We start from the raw sequence: 12,448 nt of genomic DNA on the forward strand, positions 1-12,448 counted from the left end.
ATTAAGTTATAAAATACTTAATTTTTATTTCGAGCCAGGATCTAAATTAATTACTAAACGGTGACTTTGTTGACCACTTGCCCAATATTTACGTTCAAATGGCGTAACTGCCAAATCATTTTGATAAAGCTCTACTGTGCAGTCATGTCCGGTGAGTTTGAGTGCTTGAGCAAACTCTTTCACATAAATATCCCAATTGCTGCGAACTTCTAACAGCCCACCTAATTTAACGATAAATGGAAAAATAGCAGCGCCATGCCAGCGACGTTGAATATGCTTCGCTTTTGGCCACGGATTTGGATACAGCAAATAATGATGTGTGGGTTGCCAATTAGCCGCCACTGCGAGTCGCCAAAAGTCATTTAAATCGGCTTGCACTAAAATGTACTGACCTGAATCGGTTTGTTTATATTCAATGTCATGCTTATCTAAACGATGCGATGACTTATCAATACCTATAACTAACGCATCAGGATGTCGTTTCGCTAAATTAGCGGTGCTTTCACCTACCCCACAACACGAATCTAAAATAATGGGCCCATTAAAAGCCTGCACTTTTTCATTTACTTGATCAAACGCCGTTTGCGTATGAGCTGCAATGGGTTTTTTAAACTGGGCAGCTAAATGCTTATTAACTATATCATCCAGCTTTTCATGTAAGCCTTGTTGATTCGATACAATACTTCGTGAATTTGCATCACTCATTAGTGTCTTAACCCCACACCTTTTTTAATTAACGTTAAAGCTAATATAAATAAGGCTGTAATAAATAATAACAACACGCCAAATGCGACCGTTAAATCAACATCCGACACGCCTAAGAAACCATACCTAAAGGCATTAACCATATAAATAATTGGATTAACCTGCGATACGCCTTGCCAAAACTCTGGCAATAAAGTGATTGAGTAAAACACACCACCTAGATAGGTCAATGGCGTTAAAATAAAGGTCGGAATTATACTGATATCGTCAAAGCTATTAGCATAAATAGCATTGATCAAACCGCCTAAAGCAAATACCGCAGAAGTTAAAATTACTGTCGCGATGATCACAAAAATATTATGGATTTGAATATCCACAAATAATAACGACACACACGTAACAATTAATCCCACCAGCATGCCACGGGTCATACCACCGCCCATATAGCCAAGCACAATGATATAATTAGGCACGGGTGCAACTAACAGCTCTTCAATACTTTTTTGAAACTTGGTTGAATAAAAGCTTGATGCCACATTAGAATACGAATTAGTGATCACCGACATCATGATAAGACCCGGCACAATAAACTCCATATAACTAAAGCCCCCCATATCACCAATACGAGAGCCTATAAGATTACCGAAAATCACAAAGTACAAACTCATAGTGATTGCCGGTGGTACGAGTGTTTGTACCCAGATACGCAAAAATCGAATGCACTCTTTAAACCATAAACTCTTTAAGGCTACGCCATATTTAAACATCTACTTGCCCCGCCCTTGCTCTAGTAAACCTACAAACAACTCTTCTAATCGGTTAGCTTTATTACGCATGCTAAGCACGGTATTGCCCTGCTCGGTTAATGCTGTAAATACTGCATTCAAGCCCTGTGATTTGGCTACTTCAACCTCAATAGTATGATCATCAGCCATAGTAAACTTATAACCATCAAGCGTAACGGTAACCGGCTGGACAGGCTGTTTTAAATCAAGAATAAAGGTTTCTTTATCTAGTTTGGCAAGCAGTGCTTTAATGGTGGTGTTTTCAACGATAATGCCGGAATCAATAATCGCGATATTTTTACACAGCAGTTCGGCTTCTTCTAAGTAATGGGTGGTGAGAATAATCGTCACCCCCTGCTCATTAATTTGTCTTAAAAAATCCCACATCGAACGGCGTAATTCAATATCTACACCGGCGGTTGGCTCATCTAAAATTAGCAGTTTTGGTTCATGCATTAACGCGCGAGCAATCATTAAACGACGTTTCATGCCACCTGATAGTGTTCGTGCTTGTTTGTCTTTCTTTTCAAGTAAGCCTAATTGCGCTAAATATTTATCCGCTCGTTGATGCGCCACCTTACGGGGAACTCCGTAATAACCCGCTTGATTTACCAGTATTTGCGTCAACGTTTCAAACTGGCTAAAGTTAAACTCTTGTGGCACTAAGCCTAGTTGTGATTTAGCGGCTTCTAAATCTGAATCTATGTTGTGACCAAACACCTCTACTAAGCCTTTGGTTTTATTAACCAATGATGAGATCACCCCAATGGTAGTTGACTTACCCGCGCCATTTGGGCCTAACAAGGCAAAAAAATCACCTTCATATACTTTTAGATCAACGCCTTTAACGGCTTCAACACCATTTTTATATACTTTGGTAAGGCCTTCAATATTCAAAGCCAATGCTTTACTCATGATTTACCCTCCCCATAACCCCAACGTTTAGTTAGTGTGTGTGCAATATTTAAATGATCTAAAATACGTGCAACCATAAAATCAACTAAGTCGTTAATGGTTTGCGGTTGATGATAAAACCCCGGTGCAGCTGGCATAATTGTTACCCCGAGCTTTGCGAGCTTTAGCATGTTTTCTAGATGGATTTCACTAAATGGCGTTTCTCGTGGCACTAAAATTAACTGACCACGCTCTTTAATCACGACATCAGCGGCGCGCTCTAATAAATTATCAGAGGCCCCCATCGCTATTGCAGAGACCGAGCCTGCACTACACGGGCACACGACCATTTTTTTCGGCGCTGCAGAGCCAGACGCCACAGGGCTAAACCAGTTATCTTTACCAAATACTTGTAACTGCCCTGGCTGTGATTTAAATAAGCTACTTAATTGTTCGGTGGCTTTATCTTCATTGGCTGATAATTTAATGTTTGATTCAGTATCTAGCACTACACGCGCCGCGCTTGAGATCAATACATACACGCGAAACTGCTGCGCGAGCAATACTTCAAGTAATCGTAAGCCATATGGCGCGCCTGACGCACCACTAAAGGCCAGCGTTATGGTTTCTTTATATTGCACTGTCGCTCCGGTTTATTGCTGGATAAATTTATGCTGCAAAGCTGTTATCAATGTGTTGTGGAGACCATTAAAGCCACCATTACTCATGATCAAAATATGTTGTTGCGGTTGCGCTTGGGAGACCACTTGTTCAACGATCTCATCGGTATTACTCAAGCATAACATACCAGCCTGTTTGGCCTGCTCACTTAATGACCAGGTTAAATTATCTGGCTCGAATAAATACACATCATCAGCATCAGCTAATGACGCCAATAACGTATGTTGATGTACACCCATTTTCATAGTGTTTGAGCGCGGCTCTAATATCGCAATAATTTTTTCATTGCCTACTTTTGCACGCAACCCAGCAAGCGTTGTAGTGATAGCTGTTGGGTGATGAGCAAAGTCGTCATACACTTTAATATTGGCAATATCGGCTTTTAGCTCCATCCTACGTTTAGGACTAATAAATTCCCCTAACCCTGCAATGCTATGTTCAATTGCAATCCCGACATGGCGCGCGGCAGCAATAGCCATAATAGCGTTTTTAACATTGTGCCCACCAAACGCTTGCCATTTTACTGAGCCTTGGTATTCATCATTGAGTAACACTGCAAATTCACTGCCATCGGCATTAATCAGCTCATATCCCCAATCAGCGCCCAGTGTTTCACTTTCGCTCCAACAGCCTTGGTTAATTACATCTTGCAGAGCATCGTCTTGTTGTGGCCAAATAACTTTGCCGCTACTTGGTAGTGTACGCATCAAATGATGAAATTGTTTTTTAATAGCGTTTAAATCTTCAAAAATATCAGCATGATCAAACTCAAGATTGTTTAAAATCAGTGTGCGCGGTAAGTAATGAACAAACTTACTGCGTTTATCAAAAAATGCAGTGTCGTATTCATCAGCTTCAATTACAAAAAATGGCGTTTCGCCAACCCGTGCCGACAAACCAAAATTTTGCACAATACCGCCAATCAAAAACCCTGGCTTTAAACCCGCGTATTCTAAAATCCATGCCAGCATGCTTGCAGTGGTAGTTTTACCATGAGTTCCAGCAACCGCCAGTACCCAGGAGTTTTGCAATAAATTATGCTTTAACCATTCAGGGCCAGAAGTATACGCTAAGCCCTTGTCCAATACATATTCAACACATGGGTTACCACGACTCATTGCATTGCCAATAATCACCATATCTGGTGCAGGTTCTAACTGAGAGACATCATAGCCTTGGGTTAATTTAATACCAAGCTCTTCGAGTTGCGTGCTCATTGGCGGATATACGTTTAGATCAGAGCCCGTGACTGTATGACCTAGCGACTTAGCTATCGCTGCAATACCACCCATAAAGGTGCCGCAAATGCCTAAAATATGAATATGCATATTATTCCTTTGCCGCCACACATAGCTTACGCAGCGCTAAAAAATAGATAATAAATGAGATGCCATAATGCCAAAAATAGCGCTCAGTTACCATTGCCATCTAACACAACACTTGTGCTAAATAACAACGAATAAGTATATAAGTTAAATAATTCCCTTACTTATGCTTAACCGCTCAAATGTAGATGTAATTGCAGAGCCTCGCTGGAAAGGTCGCTTATCGATGGGTGCAAAATACACTTTCTAATTTAAGGTGCATTTGGCTTATAAAAAAACGCCTTAGCTCATTGAGTTAAGGCGTTTTTATTGATCTTTTATAAACCTAGCGTTACATCATCAAAAAAACAATTAAACCCACACCCAATAATAATCGATAGATAACAAATGGCATCATCCCCATACGTTCGATTATTTTTAAGAACAGGAAAATACACGCATACGCAGAGAGAAACGATAAACCAGCGCCTAAAATTAATGTTGTCCAATCAACTATATGATCCCCTAATGCCAGCTCAATGGTGTAATACAAGCCCATCATTGAGATCACTGGAATTGCGAGTAAAAATGAAAAACGCGCAGCGCTTTGTTTATTCATCCCCAGCATTAAACCGGCGGTCATCGTAATACCCGAGCGTGATGTACCTGGGATCATCGCCATCGCTTGCGCCATACCGATCATCAGTGCTGATTTCCAAGTTAATTGATAAATTGTTTTAGTTTGCTTACCTTTTACGTCGGCATACCAAAGTAATAAACCAAACAAAATAGTGGTGATTGCAATTACCCACGCACTGCGTAAATAGAGCTCGATTAAGTCTTTAAAAATTAAACCCAGTACAGCGGCTGGTATAGTGCCTAAAATAATCCACCAGCCAAGTTTACTATCATCTGTTGTACCTTGTGCACCAAATGATTTAAACCATGCAGCAAGTATTTCGACAACTTCTTTTCTGAAGTAAATTATTACGGCAATCAGCGTGCCTACATGCACAGCAACATCAAAGGCAAGGCCTTGATCTTGCCAGCCAAGAATTTGTGAAGGGAGAATGAGGTGAGCTGAGCTTGAAATAGGTAAAAACTCAGTTAATCCCTGGATCAGGGCTAAAACAATAATTTCGATAATACTCATGGGTTAGTAAACTCCACCTTCCATAGTTTTTGCTTGGGGTTGTTGTAAGTATCCCACAACTGAGCGATTGTTTGCTTTGCTGTAGGATGATAAAAATCGGGAGCTATTTCTGCCAATGGCTGCAGGACAAAGGCATTTTTGGTGATTTCATCACGGGGTAACTGTGCAGGAGAATCACACACTACATCATCGTAAAACAGTAAATCTAGATCGAGTGTACGCGGGCTAAATTTTTTATCGTTATTTGTACGACCATTATCTCGTTCAATCTGTTTGAGTAACTGACATAACTGGGGAAGCGGTATCTGTGTTTGTGCACCAATGACTGAGTTGTAAAAGTTATTACCTGCAAAGCCAACTGCTTCGCTTTCAAAGACACTGGAATGCTCGAATTCTACAAGGTGTGTTTTTAGGGCGATTAACGCTTGGCGGATATAATGTTCTTTATCAACATTAGAGCCAAGGCTAATATAAATTTGCGCCATCTTAACGTGCCTTGAGTCGGGTAATTTCAACACCTACAGTGCGTGCTTGCGCGACGGCTGCGGGTTTACTAACTCGAATGGTAACTTGTGTTGTAGCAAACTCGGTTAAAATGATAGCCGCTAGTTGCTCTACTAAGGTCTCCAATAACTCAACAGGCTTTGCTGTCGTGTGCGCGATTACTCTCTCACTTACCTTTGCGTAATCAAGTGCTAAGGCAATGTCATCGGTTTTTGCTGCGGGTTTAATATCACACAGCATCTCGATATCAAAATACAAACTCTGTTTAGTTTCTTTTTCAAAATCGTACACGCCTATGATAGTGTCAACATGTAGTTGCGATATAAAAACCTTATCCATAACTGCTCCAACTGGCAAAAACTTAAAACTCATTGACTTGAGTCTACATCGGCTATAATTTGCATTTATAGCCTTTATACACTTTAACTGTGTTTTATTATGTAAAAATTACCCATACAATAGCCTATAGGTACATCATGTAAAAATTACCCATATGATATAAGCGTATAGATACATTATGTATCTGCTATTTGAACCACGAAAAGTATGAATGCAATTTTTGCGGCCAATGATAGCCGAAAAACTGCGATTAAAAAATAAGGAAGCGCGTGATAGCCGTTTTAATGTTAGTTTTAGCCTATTTACTCGGGTCGATTTCATCAGCCATTCTAGTGTCTCGGCTGTTTAAACTACCCGATCCTCGCAGCAATGGCTCAAACAACCCTGGCGCAACTAATGTTTATCGTCTTGGTGGCGCTGTTCCAGCCTGCTTAGTCTTAGTGTTTGATATTCTCAAAGGGACTATTCCTGTCTGGGGCGCTTATTTTTTACAACTTGAACCACTAATGCTGGGATTGATAGGGGTTGCTGCGTGTTTAGGACATATGTTTCCGGTATTCTTTCACTTTAAAGGCGGTAAAGCAGTTGCAACTGCATTTGGAACATTGCTTCCCATTGGCTTGTTGTTAGGCGGGTTATTAATTTCAACCTGGGTGGCTGTTGTTGCTATTACACGCTATTCGTCACTTGGGGCATTAGTTGCCGTTTCTTTAGCGCCATTATACACTTGGTGGATCAAACCGCTTTATACCTTACCAGTAACATTTTTAACTATTTTGATTATCTTTCGCCACCACGCCAATATTAAACGTTTATTTAGTGGCAAAGAACCTAAAATTGGTGACAAAAAAACGCCACCAACTAAAGATGATAACAATACTTAAATTTAAATAGCCTCTAAACTATCTATCGGCCAACGTGGTTTCGTTTTCATATCAAGGCTGGCAAACTGCCCAGCCTTTAAGCGCTGCATACCCGCATAGGCGATCATGGCACCATTGTCAGTACAAAACTCTGTGCGCGGATAATAAACCTGTCCTTTCATGCCTTGCATTACACGCTCTAGTTGCGCACGTAGCTGTATATTGGCGCTTACACCACCGGCAATTACTAAGCGATTTATACCCGTTTGCTTTAAAGCACGCTTACATTTAATAACTAATGTATCAATAACTGCGGTTTGAAACGCATGAGCGATATCTGCTTTGGTTTGCTGATCATCGTCATTATTACGAATAGTAATTGCAGCCGCCGTTTTCAAGCCGCTAAAACTAAAGTCAAGGCCCGGTTTATCTGTCATTGGTCGTGGGAAAATAAAGCGCTTAGGAACACCTTGCTCAGCAAGTTTAGCTAACCGTGGCCCACCAGGGTAATCTAAACCAAGTAACTTAGCTGTTTTATCAAATGCTTCACCTGCGGCATCATCTACCGATTCACCCAATACTTCATACTGACCAATCCCAGCGACTTTAACCATCATGGTGTGTCCACCTGATACGAGTAAAGCAATAAACGGAAATTCAGGCACGTTTTCTTCAAGCATTGGCGCCAGTAGATGGCCCTCCATATGATGAACAGCCACTGCTGGAATATTCCACCCATAGGCAAGTGAGCGTCCAATTGAAGTACCCACTAATAATGCTCCCACCAGTCCTGGGCCTGCAGTGTAAGCAATACCATCGATATCTTCAGGTCCGCAACCGGCCTGTGCAAAAGCAGCATCGATTAATGGCAAGGTTTTACGAACATGATCTCGAGATGCAAGTTCAGGCACTACACCGCCATAATCTGCATGCACTTTTACTTGGCTATAGAGTTGATGAGCAAGTAGACCTTGTTCATCATCATAGATTGCAATTCCCGTTTCATCACACGACGATTCAATGCCTAAAATTCGCACTGCAGTTTTCTCCCATGCCCTTTGGCACTTTTAAATTCTTAAAATAAATCTCTTAATCAGAGTTTTGGTTACTTAAAGTGTAATACCAATGTTTGTTTGTCCATCAGCTATAGCGTGTTGCTTTAACGCTTTAACATTTTCAGCTGTTACTCTGCCCATCTGCTCAACAAAATCAATTAACTCGCCTAACACTTCAATTTCGTATTGCATTAACGGATGTTCACGTACCGCTGTATTATCAGCCAGTTCACCTTCAACCGTTAATTGATATTCAATAAAACGCGCAACAGTCGCCTGAGAGATTTTACTAATGCTGATAAATTCTTGCTCATCTTTGGCAATTAAACCATGCATTAAACCTAATAAGGCAGTGGCGGCATCTATCGCTGGATAAGTACCGAACATATCAAAATCAGCGAGTTCTGGAACATTAGGCTCTATTTTCTCAATTTGCTTTTCAAGACTTATCTTACTTTTCGGCAGTAAGATTTTTTCCCAACACAAATTAAGTGCACTACGCAAAATAGCTTCGTCACCAAATCCTGTTGCTTCACTAAATAAACCATAATTAGGTAGCATGCGTTCAATTAATGCTGCTGCCAGTACCGCTTGTTGCAAATAGTTAAGCTCTCTTATACGCTGAAAATTATTCGCTTTAGTCATTATTTGGTGTCCTGCAAGACCAACAAATTTCAAATGTTGGCCCATTATGCTCGTTACAGTTGGGGCATACCCAATCAGGAGCGGATTGTTGTACTTGAGTGTAGTTTACCAATATTTGCCGCGCCTGGCGCTCTTTAATCACAAAAACCTGTACTCTCACTTGGGTTTGATCTAAAGGTATTTCGCCAACGGCTCCTTGTAAGGACTCACCGAGTAACTGACACTCAATATTGCTGTTAAGTAATAACCCTTTGACAATGTTTGCCTCTACCGCATTTGCAGCGCAATAGATTGTTAACCATTGAAATGGGGGTTGCTCTGTACTGTTGTTATTTATTTTATTTTGCAATGACAACCTCTTTTACTTTGCGATTAAATTACCCTAAGCTACTCTAAGCGAAGTAATTGTTATATAGGAAATAATCATGACCCTCACGACACCTGGACTGCTGTTCCCTGCAATTTCTTTATTGTTATTAGCATATACCAATCGTTTTTTAGTGCTAGCACAATTAATTCGTGAACTTAATGCCCGTGAAGGTGACACTATTCGACCATTAGTCGTTGCACAAATTACTAACCTAAGGAAACGTATTAGACTCATTCGAACTATGCAAGTCTATGGCGTTGCTTCTTTTTTAATGTGTACATTCTCAATGTTTGCATTATTTATTGAGTTTAAAACCACTGGCGTAATTTTATTTGGTATTAGCTTAGCCAGCCTTGCGCTATCGTTGCTAACCTCTTTATATGAAATACATATTTCATGTGATGCGATTGAAATTGAGCTTAAAAACATTGAAAAAAAACCACTGAGCAACAAGGCAGACTAAAAAACAAGCACTATACTCTTTAGCAGGATGATTAAACTAAAGGTGTAAACGTGAACGACTTTTTATTTTCAGAAAATGTCATTGAAGAGTCAGAAGCTCAGTCACCACAAGCGTTCTGGAATATCCTTGTGGTTGATGATGAGGATGATATTCACCAAGTCACTAAACTTGTACTATCTGGCTTTACCTTTGAAGATAAAGCTTTGTGTTTACATCATGCCTATTCAGCGAAAGCCGCAAAAGAATTATTGCAACAAAATCTCGATTTTTCGGTTGGTTTAATCGACGTGGTAATGGAAACTAGCCATGCAGGTTTAGACTTAATAAAATTTATCCGTGATGATATCAATAACCACGACATCCGCCTTATTCTTCGAACGGGTCAACCTGGCGAAGCCCCTGAAGAAGCGGTGATCCGTGAATACGATATTAACGATTACAAAAATAAAACCGAGCTGACGGCAATAAAAATGAAAACATTATTGTATTCAGCTCTGCGTTCACATCGTGATATTCAAATTATTGAGCGTCATAGAAAAGGCCTTGAAAAAATAATCAACGCTTCTAGCTCATTTTTAAAATGTGATAGTGTCCATGAATTTGCATCAACAATTTTATCCCATGTAACCAATGTTATGGGCTTAGATGACACTGAAATTTATTGTGCCGCAGCTGTTAACCAACAAACATCCCCAGCCACTGATTTTAAGCTACTGGCAGCTTCAGGTGTTGAGCCTGAACCTAATGCCGATATGATCCCCGAAGATGTAAAGCAATTATTTGTTGAAGCACACAATCGCAAATCATCTCAAAAAACCATGCATGACTACATTGGCTACTTTCCAACTCAGGCAGGCCTCGAAACAATGCTGTATGTGCGCAAAGGCTCGTTATTAGGAACCACCGATTATCAGCTTTTGGAGTTTTTTGCCAACAATATTGCTCTGGCTTACGATAACTTGAAATTACGCGACATGATGAAAGATTCGCAAAAAGAGCTATCGTATATTCTCGGTGAAGCCGTTGAAAAACGCTCAAAAGAAACCGGTTCACATGTCAAAAGAGTTGCACACTATAGTGAACTGTTAGGTAAGTTATATGGCTTAAATAACTTTGAGTGTGAAGTAATAAAACTCGCCTCCCCCTTGCACGATATTGGAAAAATAAGTATTCCAGATCATATTCTCAATAAACCCGGTAAGCTTGATGATCAAGAGTGGGCGATTATGCAAACTCACGCCGAAGTTGGTTATGATATTCTAAAGAATTCGAATAACGAAATATTAAAATGTGGTTCAATCATTGCACATACACATCATGAGAAATGGGACGGCTCAGGCTATCCTAATCAACTTGCAGGTAAAGATATTCACATTGTTGGTCGTATTACAGCTCTAGCGGATGTTTTTGATGCCCTTGGCAGTGATCGTTGCTATAAAAAAGCTTGGCCACTTGAAGAAGTACTCGATTTGCTCAAGAAACAGAGTGGCAAACAGTTTGAGCCAAAACTTGTGGACATATTTATTAACAATTTAACACTTTTTTTGGAGATAAAAGAGCGTTACCCTAACTGATACTTGTAACAATTGTGTGAAATGCGCTTTTCAAATTGGGTACAATGGATTACTATCTATTAAAATAATATCAATTATGTTCGCCAGTAGTGCGGCTTACTTATACAAAGGACTATAAAAGTGAGATTTGAACAATTAGAGCAATTTGTAGCTTTAGGCCAGCTACGACATTTTCGCCAAGCGGCCGAAACAACAAAAATTAGTACCTCAGCATTGACGCGCAGTATTCAGACTTTAGAAGATGAAGTTGGCTATGAATTAGTCAAACGCTCGACTCGCTCCGTGAAGCTAACAACTGAAGGTGAGCTTTTTTTAGAGTACGCACAAGACACTCTAAGCAAGCTCGAAGAAACTAAAAAGCGTTTATTTAAATCCGTTAATGGCTGTGCAAGTGAAAAGCTGGTGATTGGCTATACCAATAATGCTAGTGCCATAGTGCCTATTTCATGTGGCCAATTTTTAGCACAATACCCTCATGTAAAAATCGAAATGCAACTACAAGAACAAAGTGAGTTGGTTCGTAAACTGCAATTAGGTGAAATTGATATTAGCGTTTGTTCGCAAGCAGTTAATAGTATTGGCAATGACATACACTTACCTGATCAACTTATTTTATTCGTTGCAAAAAGCCATCCTCTTGCGAATAAGAACAATCTTTGCAAACAAGATTTAAATGATTACCCTATGTATAGTTGTTTTTCACAATCAAAACAAATTCAAACTATGTTGAATGAGGCTGTCGATAGCTTAAACAAGACCAGCAGTATAAAAGTTGGCAGTATTGAGCAAGTAATGGACGGGTTGTGTAAATCAAACCATGTTGCAATTAGCAGTATTGAACATGCAAGTTCGGTCGCAGAGAATAATAATCTGCTCCAGTTAAAAACCAATAAGAACTTAGCTCATGAGCAATTGATTGTACAAACCAGCCAGCAAGTTACTGCTGACGACCCAATAAACCAGCTCCTGTCATTAATAGAAAAGACAGCGTTATCAATTAATTCTTAAGTAACAGCATGAAAACCAAGCCTAAAGCAGAACTCAGGCTTGGTTTCTAAATCTTCAGTAGTACCTTTGCATCATTTTAAGCTAAACTACGCGCCTTCCCTGCTA

At 40.0% G+C, this 12,448-nt stretch carries 15 protein-coding genes; 4 read left to right on the plus strand and 11 right to left on the minus strand.

Annotation, left to right across the window (positions count from 1 at the left end):
• Window positions 1-24 precede the first annotated feature (24 nt).
• From H5186_RS16920 to folB, 8 genes are all read right to left on the minus strand, one after another.
• On the minus strand, window positions 25-705 hold the full coding sequence (locus H5186_RS16920) for a tRNA (guanosine(46)-N(7))-methyltransferase TrmB (RefSeq protein WP_182718380.1): 681 nt from the start codon (window positions 703-705) through the stop codon (window positions 25-27).
• A complete protein-coding gene (locus H5186_RS16925; RefSeq protein ID WP_145235106.1) occupies window positions 705-1,472 on the minus strand; it encodes an ABC transporter permease in 768 nt (255 codons plus the stop codon). Before H5186_RS16925 ends, H5186_RS16920 begins: the two co-directional genes overlap by 1 nt.
• Window positions 1,473-2,405, minus strand: a complete 933-nt coding sequence (locus H5186_RS16930) for an ABC transporter ATP-binding protein (protein ID WP_145235104.1) — start codon at window positions 2,403-2,405, stop codon at window positions 1,473-1,475. It abuts the gene before it with no gap.
• On the minus strand, window positions 2,402-3,025 hold the full coding sequence (locus tag H5186_RS16935) for a flavin prenyltransferase UbiX (RefSeq protein ID WP_182718381.1): 624 nt from the start codon (window positions 3,023-3,025) through the stop codon (window positions 2,402-2,404). Before H5186_RS16935 ends, H5186_RS16930 begins: the two co-directional genes overlap by 4 nt.
• 12 nt (window positions 3,026-3,037) lie before the next feature.
• On the minus strand, window positions 3,038-4,393 hold the full coding sequence (mpl, locus tag H5186_RS16940; protein ID WP_182739877.1) for a UDP-N-acetylmuramate:L-alanyl-gamma-D-glutamyl-meso-diaminopimelate ligase: 1,356 nt from the start codon (window positions 4,391-4,393) through the stop codon (window positions 3,038-3,040).
• A 328-nt stretch (window positions 4,394-4,721) separates the two neighbouring features.
• Entirely contained in the window at window positions 4,722-5,522 is an 801-nt protein-coding gene (locus H5186_RS16945; RefSeq protein ID WP_182739876.1) for an undecaprenyl-diphosphate phosphatase, read from the minus strand.
• Entirely contained in the window at window positions 5,519-6,007 is a 489-nt protein-coding gene (gene folK / locus H5186_RS16950; RefSeq protein WP_182794714.1) for a 2-amino-4-hydroxy-6-hydroxymethyldihydropteridine diphosphokinase, read from the minus strand. Before folK ends, H5186_RS16945 begins: the two co-directional genes overlap by 4 nt.
• Window position 6,008: 1 nt before the next feature.
• Complete coding sequence (gene folB, locus H5186_RS16955; protein ID WP_145235093.1) at window positions 6,009-6,365, minus strand: dihydroneopterin aldolase; 357 nt, start codon at window positions 6,363-6,365, stop codon at window positions 6,009-6,011.
• Window positions 6,366-6,634: 269 nt separating this feature from the next.
• Here folB and plsY point away from each other — a divergent pair, with 269 nt between their 5' ends.
• On the plus strand, window positions 6,635-7,249 hold the full coding sequence (plsY, locus tag H5186_RS16960) for a glycerol-3-phosphate 1-O-acyltransferase PlsY (RefSeq protein WP_145235091.1): 615 nt from the start codon (window positions 6,635-6,637) through the stop codon (window positions 7,247-7,249).
• Window positions 7,250-7,251: 2 nt separating this feature from the next.
• Here the strand turns inward: plsY and tsaD are convergent, their stop codons facing one another.
• The 3 genes from tsaD to H5186_RS16975 form a co-directional block, all read right to left on the minus strand.
• Window positions 7,252-8,265, minus strand: a complete 1,014-nt coding sequence (gene tsaD, locus H5186_RS16965) for a tRNA (adenosine(37)-N6)-threonylcarbamoyltransferase complex transferase subunit TsaD (protein ID WP_145235089.1) — start codon at window positions 8,263-8,265, stop codon at window positions 7,252-7,254.
• A 72-nt stretch (window positions 8,266-8,337) separates the two neighbouring features.
• Entirely contained in the window at window positions 8,338-8,928 is a 591-nt protein-coding gene (locus H5186_RS16970; RefSeq protein ID WP_145235087.1) for a YjaG family protein, read from the minus strand.
• Window positions 8,921-9,277 (minus strand): DUF2007 domain-containing protein, encoded by a 357-nt coding sequence (locus H5186_RS16975; RefSeq protein ID WP_182739875.1) that lies wholly within the window; start codon window positions 9,275-9,277, stop codon window positions 8,921-8,923. The genes H5186_RS16970 and H5186_RS16975 overlap by 8 nt, the downstream gene beginning before the upstream one ends.
• 76 nt (window positions 9,278-9,353) lie before the next feature.
• Between H5186_RS16975 and H5186_RS16980 the strand changes: the two genes are divergently transcribed.
• From H5186_RS16980 to H5186_RS16990, 3 genes are all read left to right on the plus strand, one after another.
• Window positions 9,354-9,761: a DUF2721 domain-containing protein gene (locus H5186_RS16980; RefSeq protein WP_149981394.1), complete on the plus strand. Its 408-nt coding sequence runs from the start codon at window positions 9,354-9,356 to the stop codon at window positions 9,759-9,761.
• Window positions 9,762-9,811: 50 nt separating this feature from the next.
• A complete protein-coding gene (locus H5186_RS16985; protein WP_182794715.1) occupies window positions 9,812-11,335 on the plus strand; it encodes a DUF3369 domain-containing protein in 1,524 nt (507 codons plus the stop codon).
• 120 nt (window positions 11,336-11,455) lie between these two features.
• Window positions 11,456-12,343: a LysR family transcriptional regulator gene (locus H5186_RS16990; protein WP_149981396.1), complete on the plus strand. Its 888-nt coding sequence runs from the start codon at window positions 11,456-11,458 to the stop codon at window positions 12,341-12,343.
• The last annotated feature ends 105 nt before the right edge of the window (window positions 12,344-12,448 follow it).

It is taken from the genome of Pseudoalteromonas sp. SG41-2 (genome assembly GCF_014164535.1).
Classification (GTDB): domain Bacteria; phylum Pseudomonadota; class Gammaproteobacteria; order Enterobacterales; family Alteromonadaceae; genus Pseudoalteromonas; species Pseudoalteromonas rhizosphaerae.